At 62.4% G+C, this 15,909-nt stretch carries 11 protein-coding genes; 4 read left to right on the top strand and 7 right to left on the bottom strand.

Annotated features, from left to right (window positions below):
• Positions 1 to 92 precede the first annotated feature (92 nt).
• Positions 93 to 1,469: a glutamate--tRNA ligase gene (gene gltX / locus ABRA89_RS03205; RefSeq protein WP_349940017.1), complete on the top strand. Its 1,377-nt coding sequence runs from the start codon at positions 93 to 95 to the stop codon at positions 1,467 to 1,469.
• Here the strand turns inward: gltX and ABRA89_RS03200 are convergent.
• Positions 1,429 to 2,154, bottom strand: a complete 726-nt coding sequence (locus tag ABRA89_RS03200) for a DUF2865 domain-containing protein (RefSeq protein ID WP_349940302.1) — start codon at positions 2,152 to 2,154, stop codon at positions 1,429 to 1,431. The genes gltX and ABRA89_RS03200 overlap by 41 nt on opposite strands.
• A 258-nt stretch (positions 2,155 to 2,412) precedes the next feature.
• Positions 2,413 to 4,731 carry an NADP-dependent malic enzyme gene (locus tag ABRA89_RS03195; protein WP_349940016.1) on the bottom strand — a complete coding sequence of 773 codons (2,319 nt, stop codon included), beginning with the start codon at positions 4,729 to 4,731 and terminating at the stop codon, positions 2,413 to 2,415.
• A gap of 231 nt (positions 4,732 to 4,962) precedes the next feature.
• Between ABRA89_RS03195 and ABRA89_RS03190 the strand changes: the two genes are divergently transcribed.
• The 3 genes from ABRA89_RS03190 (at position 4,963) to ABRA89_RS03180 (ending at position 7,766) form a co-directional block, all read left to right on the top strand.
• Entirely contained in the window at positions 4,963 to 5,799 is an 837-nt protein-coding gene (locus ABRA89_RS03190) for a UDP-2,3-diacylglucosamine diphosphatase (protein ID WP_349940015.1), read from the top strand.
• Positions 5,799 to 6,854, top strand: a complete 1,056-nt coding sequence (locus tag ABRA89_RS03185) for a glycosyltransferase family 4 protein (protein ID WP_349940014.1) — start codon at positions 5,799 to 5,801, stop codon at positions 6,852 to 6,854. Before ABRA89_RS03190 ends, ABRA89_RS03185 begins: the two co-directional genes overlap by 1 nt.
• A gap of 63 nt (positions 6,855 to 6,917) precedes the next feature.
• Positions 6,918 to 7,766, top strand: a complete 849-nt coding sequence (locus ABRA89_RS03180; RefSeq protein WP_349940013.1) for a TrmH family RNA methyltransferase — start codon at positions 6,918 to 6,920, stop codon at positions 7,764 to 7,766.
• A gap of 6 nt (positions 7,767 to 7,772) precedes the next feature.
• On the opposite strand, the gene ABRA89_RS03175 is transcribed toward ABRA89_RS03180, so the two are convergent.
• From ABRA89_RS03175 to ABRA89_RS03155, 5 genes are all read right to left on the bottom strand, one after another.
• On the bottom strand, positions 7,773 to 8,207 hold the full coding sequence (locus ABRA89_RS03175; RefSeq protein WP_349940012.1) for an arsenate-mycothiol transferase ArsC: 435 nt from the start codon (positions 8,205 to 8,207) through the stop codon (positions 7,773 to 7,775).
• 71 nt (positions 8,208 to 8,278) lie between these two features.
• Positions 8,279 to 8,758 carry a UPF0262 family protein gene (locus ABRA89_RS03170; protein ID WP_349940011.1) on the bottom strand — a complete coding sequence of 160 codons (480 nt, stop codon included), beginning with the start codon at positions 8,756 to 8,758 and terminating at the stop codon, positions 8,279 to 8,281.
• The gene (gene hisD / locus ABRA89_RS03165) at positions 8,751 to 10,073 is read right to left on the bottom strand and encodes a histidinol dehydrogenase (protein WP_349940010.1); all 1,323 of its coding nucleotides are present in this window, start codon (positions 10,071 to 10,073) and stop codon (positions 8,751 to 8,753) included. The genes ABRA89_RS03170 and hisD overlap by 8 nt, the downstream gene beginning before the upstream one ends.
• Positions 10,074 to 10,216: 143 nt before the next feature.
• Entirely contained in the window at positions 10,217 to 12,112 is a 1,896-nt protein-coding gene (locus tag ABRA89_RS03160) for an ABCB family ABC transporter ATP-binding protein/permease (RefSeq protein ID WP_349940009.1), read from the bottom strand.
• A gap of 147 nt (positions 12,113 to 12,259) precedes the next feature.
• On the bottom strand, positions 12,260 to 15,754 hold the full coding sequence (locus ABRA89_RS03155; protein WP_349940008.1) for a LysM peptidoglycan-binding domain-containing protein: 3,495 nt from the start codon (positions 15,752 to 15,754) through the stop codon (positions 12,260 to 12,262).
• Positions 15,755 to 15,909 lie beyond the last annotated feature (155 nt).

Genomic DNA, 15,909 nt, shown 5'->3' with positions numbered 1-15,909 from the left:
TCTACCGCGTCATGTGGGGAATAGCGGAGCCCTGACAACGCACGCCGCGAACGATTGCGCGTGATCGGAAAGGTCTGGTAATCGGCTCGCTCATGACCGTCATCCTCCGCTTCGCTCCGTCTCCGACGGGTTTCATTCATATCGGCAATCTCCGAACCGCGCTGTTCAACTGGCTTTATGCCAAGAGCCGCGGCGGGGAATTCGTGCTGCGCTTCGATGACACCGATCAGGAGCGCTCGACGCGGGAATTCGCCGATCAGATCGAGGCCGATCTCGCCTGGATCGGGATCGCGCCGCATCGCATCCTGCGCCAGTCCGAACAGGTCGCGCGTTACGACGACGCGGCTGAGAGGCTGAAGAGCCTGGGGTTGCTCTACCCCTGCTATGAGACGCCTGAGGAACTGGACCGCAAACGCAAGAGGCTTGCGGCGCGGGGGCTGCCTCCGGTCTACGGCCGTGAGGCACTACGCCTTTCGCCTGAGGAGAAGGTCGCCTTGGAGGCAGAAGGACGAAAGCCGCACTGGCGCTTCCTCCTGCCTAATCACGACGGCGATCCGGCGATCACCAAGCGAACCGAGGTGCACTGGGACGATCTGGTGCGCGGGCCCCAGACAGTCGACCTCGCTTCGCTGTCCGACCCCGTGCTGATCCGCGCCGATGGCAGCTATCTTTATACGCTTCCATCGATCGTCGACGATGGCGAAGTCGGCATCACCGACATCATCCGTGGTGACGACCATGTGACGAATACCGGCGTTCAGATACCGATTTTCGAGGCGCTGGGGCTGACGGCGCCGCGCTTTGGGCACCACAATCTCATCACGACGATCGGCGGGGAGGGGCTTTCGAAGCGAACCGGATCACTTTCGATCAAGACTTTGCGCGAGGAAGGCTACGAGCCGATGGCGGTCGCTTCGTTGGCGACGCTCGTCGGTCTGTCGGGATCGATCGACGCCGTGCGGGAGCTCGATGCGTTGGCAGAGCGCGTCGACCTCGGCGAGGTTTCCGTCTCGGCTTCGAAATTCGATCCGGCCGAACTCGATCGGCTGAACGAGGAGATTGTGCACTCGCTGGCCTATCCAGATGTCGCCGACCGTCTCGCGACCTTCGATATTCCGGATAGCGAACGCGAGGCGTTCTGGCTGGCGGTGCGGGCCAATTGCGCGAAGGTGCGCGATACCGGCTTCTGGCGGAACGTTGTCTATGGCGACATCGAGCGCGAGGAAGACATCGGCGCCGATGATCAGGCGTTTCTGAAGACAGCGCATGAGCGCCTGCCCGAAGGTGCGGTCGATGGAAACACCTGGAAGGCCTGGACGACCGACCTCAAAAAAGAAACCGGCCGCAAGGGCCGGTCGCTGTTCATGCCTCTGAGGCTTGCTCTGACGGGCCTCGATCACGGCCCGGAACTGGCCGCGCTCCTTCCGCTTATTGGTCGGGAAAGAATCGTGGTCCGACTCGGCGGATGACCTTCTGACGCCCGGATACCTCGGCGACATCTCTGCTGCCGCCCCTCAGATCACTCACCAGAACTTCTTCCGGGTCTGGTCGGCGGATTGGGAGTGGGATCGCCGATTCGAAAGGCAAATCGCCGAGGCCATCCGCGACCTCGATCTTGAAAGCCGGTTCAGGCTCGATCTCGCAGGCTTTGGCCGCTTGCGCATCGATGCCCTTGGTCTTGTAGGTGAAGGCCGTTTCCAGCGCCGTGTAATTCTCGCCTGTCGAGTGGCTGACCATATTCTCTGCTTCCTCACGCAGGACGCGGTGGAAATAGAGGTCGACATCGGCTCCGGGGCAGCGGGCCTCACAGGATTCGAGGTCGCGATCGAAATAGTCTTGCGTCGTCGAGAAGCTTACGGGGAAGAAGTAGCCGTCGGCCTTGCGCACGCAAAGTGTGCGGTAGGTGTAGCTCGAGCCGCGCGATGACGCTTTCGAAACGGAGCCTCGGTTTCTGGACCGCGATGAGGATCCCGACGAACGGCTGGCAGACTGACGATGCCGTTTCGTCGACCGCTTGACCGTTCGCTTCCGAATGACTTTGCGTTTGACTTGTCGTTGTGGAGCGGCACGGCCGATCTTTTGGCGATGGGCCGCTGTCGGAGCGCCGAACAGCCGTTCAAGGACAGATTGCGCCTGAACCGGCACCGGCGTCATGGGGATCATGCCCGCGAAGAACACACTGAATGCGAGGAGCATACGCGAGACGATCCGATAAAATTTCGTGGCCATGGGCAAGCGTCACCACACAGAGGTCTTCTTTAGAACGGATCGAAAAAGAAACTAGACAGTGCGGAGGCGCTGTCCACCCTCGCCGTGTTTAATTTCAGTATCTTATCCTACACCAATCCGCCCGCGAAATCAGCCTGACGGCAAGGTGAACGACCGAAAAATGCGGTTTTGCCCCGATAATGGTTAGCCGCCGGTACTTTCCCTCGTGTTCTGAACCACCTGAGCAGCGGCAATCGCCGCCATGTTCACGACACCGCGCGAAGTGACCGATGGCGTCAGCACGTGAGCTGGCGAGTTTGTCCCCAGAAGAATCGGTCCGACATGCAGCGCTTCGAGCATGGTCTTCACGACGTTAAGGGTGATGTTGGCCGCATCGAGGGTGGGGAAGACGAGAAGATTCGCCTCTCCGGTGAGCGTCGAGTCCGGCATCGTCCGGTCGCGCATTGCGGCATTGAGGGCGGCATCGCCGTGCATCTCGCCGTCGATTTCGAGTTCGGGGCACTGCTCGCGGATGAGCGCAAGCGCCTTGCGCAGCTTGCGGGTATCCTCTGTATCGTCCGTGCCGAAATTGGAGTGCGAGACGAGCGCAGCTTTCGGCGTAATGCCGAAGCGGTTGATCTCCTCTGCCGCCAGGATCGTCATTTCCGCGATGTCCTCGGCGCTCGGACAGCGTTGGACATAGGTGTCGACGAAGAACTTCGTGCCCTGCTGGGCAATGAGCACGCTGAGCGCTGCGAAGCGCCGGACGCCGGGCTCTAGCCCGATGACCTGGCTGATATCTCGAACATGATGCGGATAACGCCCTTCCAGCCCGCAGATGAGGGCGTCGGCCTCGCCGCGGGTGACGGCGGTCGCGGCGATAACCGTCGAGTTGGTGCGCATGATCGTGCGCGCGGAATCGGGCGAGATCCCCTTGCGGCCGACCTTGGCGAAGTAGGAATCGACATATTCTCGATAGCGCGGATCGTCCGTCGGATCGACGACCTGGAAATCCTTTCCGGGCACGAGCGACAGGCCGAACCGCTTGAGCCGGCTTTCGATAACGGATGGGCGACCGACGAGGATCGGCTGGCAGACGCGGTCTTCGAGCAGGACCTGCGATGCGCGCAGCACCCGCTCGTCCTCTCCGTCGGCGAAGATTACGCGATGATCGGTGTCCTGGGTGGACTTGAAGATCGGCTTCATGATGAGGCCGGACCGGAACACAAAGCGGTTCAGCTGCTCGATGTACTGGTTCATGTCCTCGATCGGTCGGCTCGCAACGCCCTCTTTTTCTGCGGCTTTTGCGACTGCTGGCGCGATCTTGAGGATCAGGCGCGGATCGAACGGCGTCGGGATAAGATATTCCGGACCGAAGATCGGCGTGCCGGAGCCGTAGGCTTTGGCCGCAACCTCGTTGACGTTCTCGCGGGCGAGTGCCGCGATGGCGTCGACCGCTGCCATCTTCATGTTCTCGGTAATGTGCGTCGCGCCGCAATCGAGCGCGCCGCGGAAGATGAAGGGGAAGCAGAGGACGTTGTTGACCTGGTTCGGATAATCGGAACGGCCGGTGCAGATCATGGCATCGGGCCGTACCTCGCGGGCGAGATCCGGCATGATCTCCGGGATCGGATTGGCGAGGGCGAGGATCAGCGGGTCCTTCGCCATCGTCTTGAGGAGTTCAGGTTTCAGGATGCCGGCGGCCGAGAGACCGAGGAAGATGTCGGCGCCGTCGATTGCATCTTCGAGCGTGCGCTTTTCGGTCTGGCGGGCGTATTTCGCCTTCCAGGGGTCCATGCCCGTGTTGCGGCCCTCGTAGACGACGCCTTCGCGATCGGTGACGAGGATATTCTCGCGCTTTGCGCCGCACTCGACGAGGAGGTTGAGACAGGCAAGCGAGGCTGCGCCCGCGCCGGAGGCGACGATCTTCACGTCCTCCAGCTTCTTTTCCGACAGACGCAGCGCGTTGCGAACCGCTGCCGCGACGATGATCGCGGTGCCGTGCTGGTCGTCATGGAAGACCGGGATCTTCATGCGCTTGCGCAAGCGCGATTCGATCTCGAAGCATTCGGGTGCCTTGATGTCTTCGAGATTGATGCCGCCGAAGGTCGGCTCCAGCGCCGCGACCACGTCGCAGACATGATCGATTTCTTTGGCGTCTATCTCGATGTCGAAGACGTCGATATCGGCGAACTTCTTGAAGAGGACCGCCTTGCCTTCCATCACGGGCTTCGAGGCGAGGGGGCCGATATCGCCGAGGCCGAGAACGGCCGTGCCATTGGAGATGACCGCGACGAGATTGCTGCGGCTGGTGTAGTCGGCCGCCTTCTGCGGGTCTTCCGCGATTTCGAGGCAGGGCGCGGCGACACCGGGAGAATAGGCGAGCGCAAGGTCGCGCTGGTTGCCGAGCGGCTTCGTCGCCTGGATGGCGAGCTTACCGGGCTTCGGATTGCGGTGGTAGAAGATCGCCTGCTGGTCGAGATCGCCTTCGGACAGACGTTCGCTATCGCCGCTGGATGCCATGTTTCCGTTCCCCAGTATTCGGTTCTTTTGGTGCCGAAGGATAGGGCCATAGTTCGCGGAAGCCAACGCCGGAGCGAAGGCAATATCACCGGCTAGCAATTCTGCCTGTCGATTTTTGCCTGAGCTTGTGTTGCGGGCTTTCCACAAAACGCCGGAACGGCGTCACACGGGTGTAATCGAACGCGCGCAGAGCGAGAGCGTCACGGTTGCAGAACGAGGACGCATTGCGACATGGCTTCATCGACCGAACCCCGACGTTTCCGCACTCTATTCGTCTCCGATATCCATCTCGGATCGAAGGCGGCGCGGGCCGACATGTTCATAGACTTCATGCGCCGGCACGAGGCCGAGACCTGGTATCTCGTCGGCGATATCGTCGATGGCTGGCGGCTGAAGCGCATGTGGCACTGGCCGCAGGCCCATAACGACGTCGTTCAGAAGCTCCTGCGCAAGGCGCGCAAGGGTGCGCGGATCGTCTACATTCCCGGCAATCACGACGAGTTTCTGAGAAGCTTTCCGGGCCAGCATTTCGGCGGCGTCGAAGTGCGCCAGAACGATGTGCACACGACGGCCGACGGACGCCGTCTCCTGGTCATCCACGGCGATGAGTTCGATATCGTCGTCAAGAACTGGCGTCTGGTCGCCTATCTCGGCGACTGGGCCTATGACGCTGCGATCGCGTTGAACGTCGTCTTCAACAAGATTCGTCGTCGTCTCGGCTTTCCCTACTGGTCGTTCTCGTCCTGGGCCAAGCTGAAGGTCAAGAACGCCGTCAGCTTCATCGGGGCCTTCGAGGAAGCCCTTGCATCGGAAGCCGACCGGCATGGCTGCGACGGCGTGATCTGCGGTCACATCCACCATGCCGAGCTCAAGACCTTCAGCGGTATCGAATACGTCAACACGGGCGATTGGGTCGAAAGCTGCACCGCCGTTGCCGAGCATTTCGACGGAACGCTCGAACTGATCCGCTTCGCCGAAGTTCTGCGGGACGAACATGAGGCGGGCAATGTTCACCGGCTTCCGCTTCGGTCGCGCTCTGACGAAAAGCGCCAGGGGGAGGCCGCCTGATGGGACGCTACCTGATCGCAACGGACGCCTGGGAGCCGCAGGTGAACGGCGTCGTGCGGACGCTGTCCCATCTTCGGCAGGAGCTCGAACGGCGCGGGCACGAGACGGATGTTCTCTCTCCAGCCGACTTCAGGACGCTTCCATGTCCGACCTATCCCAACATCCGCCTCGCGCTTGCGACAGCGGGCAAGGCGGCGGAGCGGATCGAGGCGTTTCGACCGACCAATATTCACATCGCCACCGAAGGCCCGGTCGGAAGCGCCATGCGGCGGGCATGCCTCAACAAGCGCCTCGCCTTCACCACGAGTTTTCATACCCGCTTTCCGGAATATCTGAGTGCCCGCGCGCCAGTGCCGCAAAGCTGGTCCTACGCATGGCTCCGGCGCTTTCACGCGCCATCGACAGCCTGTCTGGTGCCGACCGAGATGATGAAGCGTCAACTGGAGGCGCGGGGATTCCGCGATCTCGTCACCTGGACCCGCGGCGTGGATCGCAGGGTCTTTCAACCCTATCCTCCGCTGCCGCTCGATCTGCCGCGGCCGATCTTCGTTACCGTGTCGCGGCTCGCGCCTGAAAAGAATATCGAAGCCTTCCTCGATCTCGATCTGCCCGGTTCCAAGCTCGTCGTCGGCGACGGGCCGAGCCGGACCGAGTTGATGGCGCGATATCCGGACGTCCATTTTGCCGGACTTCAGACCGGCGAGACGCTGGCGCGCTACTATGCGTCAGCCGATGTCTTCGTCTTTCCTTCGCGGACGGACACCTTCGGGATCGTTCTTTTGGAAGCCATCGCATGCGGCACACCTTTTGCGGCCTACGCCGAGCCGGGTCCGCTGGACGTTCTCGGTCAATCGCGTGCCGGATGTATCTCTGACGACCTGCGAGCCGCCTGTCTCGACGCGCTCAAGCTCGACCGGGTCGACGCACTTTCGCGCGCGGCGCAATTCAGTTGGGCCGCCTGTGCAGACATCTTCATGGATGCAACGGAAGAGGTCCGGCCGGAGGCACTGATATCTGCCGACACAAGCCGGCCGCTCGAGTCGTTGCGCGCCTGAGGCGGTAACCTAGCCAGAAGACGGTCCGCTTGCTTCAGGGCCGGCTTTCGCTAGACCGACTGCATGAGCCAGTCGAACCTTTTCGAACAGAGCGGCGCGATCGCGCCGGTCACAGACCCCGCGGACCCGCGGATTGCGGCATTCCGGGATATCCGCGAACGCGATCTCACCGGGCGGCACGGCTTTATCGCGGAAGGGACCGTCGTTCTCGATCAGCTGGCGTTGAGCGCGCGATTCAGGCCGAGCTCGGTTCTGGTGCTTCGCAACAGACTCGAGGGGATCGCGGACCGCCTTGCGCGTCTGCCCAAGGATTGTCCGGTTTACGTCGTCGAACGTGAACTGATCGACAGGATTGCCGGCTTTCCGATGCATCGCGGGGTTTTGGCTCATGGGGTCGACACGATGCCGGAGCGCACCGCCGCCGATGTGGTCCAGGCTGCTAGAGACCGGCCGGGGCCTATCCTTGTTGCGATCGGCATGGCCAACCACGACAATGTCGGCGCACTGTTCCGCAATGCGCGGGCGTTCGGAGTTGCGGGCGTCATGCTCGACGAAACGAGCTGCAATCCGCTCTATCGCAAGGCTTTGCGGGTTTCGGTCGGTACGGTCCTCACCGAGGATTGGTGCCGGTTTGGCGGCGCGGGTGATCTGATCACGGCAGTCGAGACGGCTGGATATACGCCGATTGCGCTGACGCCTCATGCCGATGAAACGCTCGACGATTTCGATCCGGCCGGAAGCATCGCCTTCGTCGTCGGCGCGGAGGGCCCTGGCCTCCCGCAGGACATTCTCGACCGCGCGCGCGGTGTGCGGATCGCAATGGAGCCCGATGTCGACAGCCTGAATGTCGCGACCAGCGCCGCGATCGTGCTCTCGCGCCTTTACGAGGCGAGGGCGAAATTTCGCCGATAGGGTGTCTTAGCTGAAGCGTTCGATCAGGCGCTTTTCGATGCGTTTATAAAGATCGCGATAGGCGTCGAGAATCTGCTGGCGCGTGCCCGTCGCGACCGATGGATCGGGCATTGGCCAGAACTCGACATCCGAATAGGTCGCGCCCATAGTGTCGAGAGCCAGATGGTGGGCCTCCGGGGCCATGGTGATGACGAGATCGAAATAGCCGTCTTCCAGATCCTCAAAGAGATGTGGTTTGTGCCCGCCGAGATCGAGGCCGTTCTCCTCCAGCACCACGTCGACGAAGGGATCGCGTTCGCCGGCCCTGACGCCGGCCGAGGCGATATAGGTGCCGCGCGACAGAATGCGGCCTGCGATCGCTGCGGCCATCGGCGAGCGGATCGAGTTCATCCCACACATGAACAGCACCGAGGTGACGCGGCCGGCAGAACTGTCCGCCATTGCTAGCTCACCGCCTCTGCCTCGACCGCGAGGGCGGCGGGGCACCCGAGATGCGAAACGAGGATCAAAGATCAGCCCCGCCGCTGGAGAGCGCAGATCAGGGTGAAGAGCCGCCGGGCGGTGTCCTTGTCGACCTCGATCTTGCCCGAAAGGCGTTCGCGCAGGGTCTCCGAGCCGTCGTTGTGGATGCCCCGGCGGCCCATGTCGATCGCCTCGATCTGTTGGGGCGTCGAGGACCGGATCGCTTCATAATAGCTGTCGCAGATCATGAAGTAGTCCTTGATCACCTTCCTGAACGGGGTGAGGGACAGGATGTGCGTGACGAGCTGCTCGTCTTCCTCGCCGCGAATATCGAAGACAAGGCGCTTGTCGGCGATCGAAAGTTTCAGTTTGAACTTGCCGCCGTCGGGCGCGCCCACCGGATCGAACTGGTTCTCCTCGATCAGGTCGAAGATCGCGACATTGCGCTCGTGCTCGATGTCGGGCGTCGTGCGCCCGATGCTCTCGTCGAGTTCGACATCGATCAGCCGCCCGTGGGAATCGTCAGCCATGGTCGCTCTCTCGCCCCGATAGGTTCACGCGTATTCCGACCGAACGGCCGTGGGCATCAAGGCTCTCGACCCGCGCCAGTTCCATCGCAGCCGGCGCGAGCGCCTTCAGCTGGTCGGGACCGAGCTTCAGGATCGATGTCCGCTTCACGAAGTCAAGCACCGAGAGACCGGAGGAAAAGCGTGCCGAGCGGGAGGTCGGCAGGACGTGGTTCGATCCGCCCACATAATCGCCGATCACTTCCGGCGTGTAGCGCCCAAGGAAGATCGCGCCGGCGTTGGTGATACGATCTGATATCGCTTCGGGATCGTCCGTCGCGATTTCCAGATGTTCCGCCGCGATCCGGTCGGCGAGCGCCGGCGCGTCATCGATCAGCGAACCGACGGTGATGGTCGCGCCATTGTCCTCCCAGCTCGCCCGCGCGACGGCTGTGCGCGGCAGGCTCTGGAGCTGGTGCTCGATCTCCATCTCGACCTTGCCGGCGAAATCGGCATCGTCCGTGATGAGGATCGACTGTGCGGCGGTGTCGTGCTCGGCCTGGCTCAGGAGATCGGCGGCGATCCAGGCGGCGTCATTCTCGCCGTCGGCGATGACGAGGATTTCCGAAGGCCCAGCGATCATGTCGATGCCGACGCGCCCGAAGACCTGCCGCTTGGCCTCAGCCACATAGGCATTGCCCGGGCCGACGATCTTGACGACGGGCTCGATTGTCTCTGTGCCGTAGGCGAGCGCCGCGACGGCCTGAGCGCCGCCGATTTTATAGATTTCGTCGATCCCGGCGAGATGGGCGGCGGCCAGAACCAGCGGATTGAGAACGCCTTCCTTCGCCGGCGCAACCATGACGATGCGCTTCACGCCCGCGACCTTGGCCGGCACCGCGTTCATCAGCACCGAGGACGGATAGCTCGCCGTGCCGCCGGGCACGTAGAGCCCGACCGATTCCACCGGCGTCCACCGGCTGCCAAGCTCGACGCCGAGACTGTCGGTGTAGCGGTCGTCCTTCGGGCGCTGGCGCTCATGATGGGAGCGGATGCGGTCATGGGCGGTGCGAAGTGCCTCTTTGGTCACCTCGTCAGCATTTGCCCACGCGGCTTCGATCTCCGAAGCATCGACCCGAAGGGCATCGGCGCGATCGACATCGAGCGAGTCGAGCGTGCGCGTCAGTTCGATGAGGGCCGCGTCGCCGCGTTTGCGAATATCGGCGATGATCCCGCGCACCCGGTCGCTGACATCAGTCGAGGCGTCCCGTTTGCCGTCGATCAGCGCGGCAAAGTCCGCTTCGAAATCGGGATCGGCGATGTTGAGACGCTGCGGCACTTTTTTCTCAACTCCTCAAACGCGCGGCGAACAGGGTGGGCCGGCCCATAATATGCGACCCGGCACCATTTCGGTCTCTCGATAGCTCGCCAGCCCGCCTGCCGCAACGGTCTGCGATGAAAGGCAAGGTTTGAAGAAGCGCGTCAGGATACCCTGACCGGGGCGGGCTTGCGCTCGATTACGCCCATCTCGTCGGCCTCGCGGGCGCGGCGTAAGGCTTCTTCCGCCTCGGTCGCCTCGCGCTGCATGGTCCACATCTCGGCGTAGAGACCGTCCATGGCGAGAAGCTCGCGATGGCTGCCGCGCTCGACGATTTCACCGGCCTTGAGGACGATGATCTCGTCCGCGCCGATCACCGTCGACAGGCGATGGGCGATTGTCAGCGTCGTACGATCCTTCGAGACGAGATCGAGGGCGGACTGGATGTCCTTTTCCGTGTGGGTGTCGAGCGCGCTCGTTGCCTCGTCGAGGACGAGAATGGGCGGGGCCTTGAGGATGGTGCGGGCCACCGCGACGCGCTGTTTCTCGCCACCCGAGAGCTTCAGTCCGCGCTCGCCGACCATCGACTTGAAACCTGCCGGCAGCGAGCGAATGAAATCCCCGATCTGGGCAAGATCGGCGGCGCGCTGGACCTCCGCTTCCGAAGCATCGGTTCGGCCGTAGCGGATATTATAGGCGATCGTATCGTTGAAGAGCACCGTATCCTGCGGGACGATGCCGATGACCGCGCGCACGCTCTCCTGCGTCACCCGCGAAATATCCTGCCCGTCGATGGTGATGCGGCCAGAGCCGACGTCGTAGAAGCGGAAAAGAAGCCGGGAGATGGTGGATTTGCCCGCTCCTGACGGCCCGACGATGGCGATCGACTTGCCGGCCGGCACCTCGAAGGAGACGCCTTTCAGGATTTCGCGCTCCGGATCGTAGCCGAAGCGTACGTTCTCGAAGCGGATCGTGCCATCGGAGACGTCGAGCGGCGGTGCGTTGGGCCGGTCTTTCACTTCTGCCTTCACCGCCAGCAGGTCGAACATCGCCTCGATATCCGTGAGGCCCTGCCGGATTTCGCGGTAGATCGAGCCGATGAAGTTGAGCGGGATCGAAAGCTGCATCAGCATGGCGTTGATGAAGACGAAATCGCCCAGCGTCTGCGTTCCGGCGCGCACCTCCAACGCCGACATCACCATCACCGCGCCCATGCCGAGGCCGAAGATGATGCCTTGGCCGAAGTTCAGCCAGCCGAGCGAGGTCCAGATGCGGGTGGCCGCGACCTCGTATTTGGCCATGGATTCGTCGAACCGGCGGGCCTCCATGGCCTCGTTGCCAAAATATTTGACGGTCTCGAAGTTCAGCAGCGAATCGATCGCCTTGGTGTTCGCCTCGGTGTCGGAATCGTTCATCTTCCGGCGGATGGCGATGCGCCAGTCGCTCGCCTTGATCGTGAACCATGCATAGAGGACGATAGTGATCGCGATGACGGCGATGTAGGCGAGGCCGTAGGCAAAGCCGAAGATGAGTGCGACCAGCGCAAATTCGAGAATCGTCGGCAGCGTGTTGAGGATCGTGTAGCGGACGATCGACTCGATGCCCTTCGTACCGCGCTCGATGATGCGCGAAAGCCCGCCCGTGCGCCGCTCCAAATGGAAGCGTAGGGATAGCCGGTGCATGTGTACGAAGGTACGGAAGGCGAGGCGGCGAACGGCGTACTGGCCGACGCTGGCGAACAGCGCATCCCGCGCCTGATTGAGGCCGACGGCGATTACCCGCGCGACATTGTAGGCGACCACCAGCGTGATCGCGCCAGTGAGGATGATGGGTAGCCAGTCATAGGCCGTGTTGGCGCCATCGAGGGCATCCGTCGCCCATTTGTAGAAGTAGGGAACACCGACAGTGAGCAGCTTTGCCGCGACGAGGAATATGCCGGCGATGACGACCCGGCGCTTCAGGTCCGGCCGGTCGTCCGGCCACATGTAAGGCCAGAGATTTCTGATCGTCGACAGCGTCTTGCCGCTGTCGCCGGAGACTGTCCGTTGCTGGGAGGACAATAGGCTGCTCGAGGTCTCGAATGCGGGGATCAGGGCGGGATCGAAAGGACGCCATAGGCGCCCGTAGATTAGAAAGACTCTAAGTGGACCCTGACGCTCCAACCGTCAATCCGCGAAGCGCCGATAAGTGGGGAGGCAGCCGACGCCCTATTTCTGGGGCTTCGGCGAAGGCGGATCTTCGGCATTCGCTTTCGACGGCATCCGGAAGATCTGGCCGGGATAGATCAGGTCGGGATCGCGGATCTGATCGCCATTTGCGAGATAGATGACGGTATAGCGCGTGCCTTCACCGTAATTGTCCCGCGAAATGCGCCAGAGCGTGTCGCCCTTGCGGATCAGGACGCGGCCGGCGCGTGTTTCGAGAGGTGCCTGGATGCGCGTCGGCACGGAATAGTCCTGCAGGCTGTCGCGGTTGCGCGCGCTCGCCGGTTCGCCGGCATTTTCCGTCGAGTCGTTGTCCAGAGCCGCAACTTCGGTGCCGCCGGAATCCGTCTGGCCGTTTGCGGTGGCCGAAGCGCTCTCTCGATCGGGCTCGCTTGCCGTTTCTGAATCGGTGGTAGCCTCTCGTTCCGCCGAAGTATCCGCCGCTTGACCGCTGGCATTTTCTGCCGTGGAGCTCATGCCGGTGTTTTCGGTGCTGCTGCTTGCGGCGCTAGTGTCCGAGCCGGTGGACTGGCTGGAAGCGTCGTCTTCTTTCGAAGACGCGGACGAGGAGGCGACGATCTTGGTCTGATCATCAGGCGGCCCGCGCCGGGTCAGGGCGTCCGCAAGCGCATCGCCGGTCAGGCCTGAGTCCTGAGATGAGCCGGCTTCGGTTGTCTCGTTTTGCGGCTCTCGATCCGCAGCCGCTGCCCCTTCATCGCCTTGCTCCGGCACGCTTGTCGCGGTTTCGGGGGAGGTGGCCGGTGTCGTCTGGCTCCCGGAATTTTCGTCAGCGGCCGGGCCGTTCGATCGGGTTTCGTCCGGCTGCGTGTCGCTGGAAGCGTCAGCGGTAGCTTCGCCGGACGGCTCCGCCGAATTCGAAGTGTTGGGCGAAGTATTTCCCGCGTTCGAAGCAGCTGCCGAAGCGCCGTCGGATACGGACGTCTCGGAGAGGTCCGTATTCGTGTTGGATGATGAGGACGCGTTCTTGTCCGACTGGCCGCTCTTATCGTCAGCCAAGCCGGTTTGTAAATCGCTCGAACTTTCGTGTGCGGTGGTTCCCGAGCCTGCGTCGACAGTAGCTGGGGACTCGTCGCCATCAGTCGACGACTGCGAAACCGCGTCGGCGTCTTGTGAAGACGAATCGCTGGACACCGGCGTCTCGCTGGCGGCGGATTCGTCTCCCTCGCTGGGCGTGCCGGATATCGTCTCAGGACTCTCCGAACTGCTTGGTGTGGATGCTGCGGCGTCGCCGGAGGGGACGTTTGAAGGCTCGGAATTCGACTGAGCCGAACCTTCGCTCATCCCGTCTGCGCCAGCACTCTCACCCGAATTCGTCTCGTTTTCCGAGTTATCCGTCTGTGCCGGGCTATCGCTTGCTTGTGCCGTGTCGCTGCCGCCTTGGGAAAGATCTACCGAAGGGGAGACGGCTGACATCGAACCGGAATCAGGCCGCATGAACGGCACGGCGACGCGCGCCTCGACATCGCCGCTATCATCGAGCTGATCGACGCGCACCGTGTGGTCTCCGACGGCGATCGAACTCGCCGCTTCGATCAGGAAGCGTCCGGAGCCGACGGAGCGCGACTCCGCGAGGAGTTCGTTGTCGAGGTAGACCCGGATGTTCGACCCGCTCGGGGATACACCGGCTATGAATATCCGTTCGCCCTCGATTTCGATCGCTTCGACGCGCAGGGCATTCGACTCTTCCTGCTGTGGGGACGGTGCCGAGCCCGAGTCTTCGCGGGGGAGAAACACTACATCGGCTGACTTGTCAGAGCTTCTGTCTGTCGAGGTCGGTGTCTCGGCGGTCAGCATTTCCGGGCTGTCAGATGCAGGCTCGGCCCCGCCGCTGCTTTCGGCTGCAGATGCACTGACTTCAGCGGAGGAGGCGGTCTCGGCCGACCCGTCTTCGCTGCTCGAGGATGGTTCCGACGCACTCTGGTCCTGCTCGCTGCTGGACGATTCGGACGCTGTTGCTTGTTGTGTAGCTTCTCCGGGGCTCGATCCAGCTTCTGCCGCCTTGGTGCCGGTTTCTGCATCACTCGAATCAGCAGTGGCGGATGGGTCGGCGACGGGAATGTCGATGAGGCGCGAGGGCTCGTCGGGCGATTCGACGAGAGCAAGCAACTGATCCTCTTGGCCTCGGTCGGGCACGTCGATGATCGCCGTCTCCTCGGAAACGGCCTGTGTGCCGTCCTCGGTTTCGGCAACGAGCTTGATCGCATGAGCGCCGATTTCGAGCCCGTCCGACAGGATCACCACGAAGTCGCCGCTCGTGCCGGAGGTATCCGAGCCGATCCGCTCGCCGCCATCTTCGAGATAGATCGTGCTGTTCGCCGGGCCTTTACCGGCGACGACCATCGAGCCGTCGGGCTCGACCCTGAGGACGTCGAAACGCAGCCGGTCGTTCGAAACGGCTTCCACATCGCCGCCCTCGCTCGGCGTGAGCGGCAGCATGACCACGTCACTCTCGTCGGTAGTATCGCCCGCCTCGCTCGGTGCTTCTGGCGTCGCTTTTCCGTCGATGCCCGACTGTGCCATTTCGTCGAAGCCTTCGGAGGCCGCCGAAGCTGTATCCGATGCGGCGGACGAACCGTTCTGCTGGTTGTCATCCGACGATCTGGATTCGTTGGAAGCGACGTCGGATGGGCTTTCAGTATCTGCCGATGCGGTGTCCGCGTTGCGTTCGTTCGGTTCGGAGTTCTCGTTATCGGAGCTCGACGCAACGCTATCGCTCGCCTCGCTCTCCCGAGACCCGCTCGCCGCAGCAACGCCGTCCTGAGCGCGCGCTGCGTCTGACGAATTGTCGGCCTGTCGTTCTGACGCGCTGCCTTTCGTGCTTTGGGCGGCCTGCCTTTCCGAGAGATCGGATGCGGTAGCCGTTTCGGCCGGCTCCTTCGGCGCTACTTCTGCCTCAGATTCTGTTGCCTCTGGCGTATCGGCATCAGCCTCGTTGGATGCGGTATCCGACGCCTCCAAAGTGTCCGTTGCCGCGCCGTCGCTCGTTTCGGTCTGCGACGAACTGGCGTCGGCTTCATCCGCCTCGACGGCCCGATTCGAGGTGCTTTCCTCGGCAGTGTCTCCTGCAGCTCCGGAAGCGACATCTAAGGAGTCGTCCTCTTCACCATCTGTAACGGCCTGATCCGAACTTGCCGAGCCTTCGTTTCCGCCACCATCCGCGGCCTGTTGGCTGGCCGCAGTACTATTAACCTCTTCGCCTTCTCCTTGGGCGCTGTCCGCAGTGCTCTCCTGTCCGTCCGACGTGTCGTCCGTCTCGTCGGAGCTTGCAGTTGCCTGACTGCCATTTCCGGTGTTGCGGTTGTCGCCAGCAGCGGAGGGATCTGTTCCCTCTTCGGATGTCGAGAAGCGATCAAGGGCGCGCTGAGCGATATTTCGCAGTTCCGCGCGCTCGCTTTCCAGCATGTCCCAATAACCGGCCAAGATGGCGCCGATGATCATGAAAAATGCGATGAGGATACCGAGAATCTTGCTTTTCATGATATATTGAGACAAATTTTACTATTTGTGCGAATGGGCTCTTGACTTTGGTCTTATCTGTTCTCCTCCAGCTCGACAAGCTGGCTACACGGAGGGGCTATGACGCGGTGCGCGTGACCGCCGTTTCTCAGGAGTTGAGCGCCTTTTTGCGATCC

This window comes from Fulvimarina thalattae (assembly GCF_040239565.1).
Taxonomy (GTDB): domain Bacteria; phylum Pseudomonadota; class Alphaproteobacteria; order Rhizobiales; family Rhizobiaceae; genus Fulvimarina.
This window is presented reverse-complemented; position numbering and strand designations above follow the sequence as displayed.

Bases quoted from the DNA above. Each gene is read 5' to 3' on its own strand.
- ABRA89_RS03195 (WP_349940016.1), bottom strand. From the start codon at position 4,731: ATGGCATCCAGCGGCGATAGCGAACGTCTGTCCGAAGGCGATCTCGAC.
- ABRA89_RS03190 (WP_349940015.1), top strand. From the start codon at position 4,963: ATGGCTTCATCGACCGAACCCCGACGTTTCCGCACTCTATTCGTCTCC.
- ABRA89_RS03175 (WP_349940012.1), bottom strand. From the start codon at position 8,207: ATGGCGGACAGTTCTGCCGGCCGCGTCACCTCGGTGCTGTTCATGTGT.
- gltX (WP_349940017.1), top strand. From the start codon at position 93: ATGACCGTCATCCTCCGCTTCGCTCCGTCTCCGACGGGTTTCATTCAT.
- ABRA89_RS03200 (WP_349940302.1), bottom strand. From the start codon at position 2,154: ATGACGCCGGTGCCGGTTCAGGCGCAATCTGTCCTTGAACGGCTGTTC.
- ABRA89_RS03180 (WP_349940013.1), top strand. From the start codon at position 6,918: ATGAGCCAGTCGAACCTTTTCGAACAGAGCGGCGCGATCGCGCCGGTC.
- ABRA89_RS03185 (WP_349940014.1), top strand. From the start codon at position 5,799: ATGGGACGCTACCTGATCGCAACGGACGCCTGGGAGCCGCAGGTGAAC.
- ABRA89_RS03170 (WP_349940011.1), bottom strand. From the start codon at position 8,758: ATGGCTGACGATTCCCACGGGCGGCTGATCGATGTCGAACTCGACGAG.
- ABRA89_RS03155 (WP_349940008.1), bottom strand. From the start codon at position 15,754: ATGAAAAGCAAGATTCTCGGTATCCTCATCGCATTTTTCATGATCATC.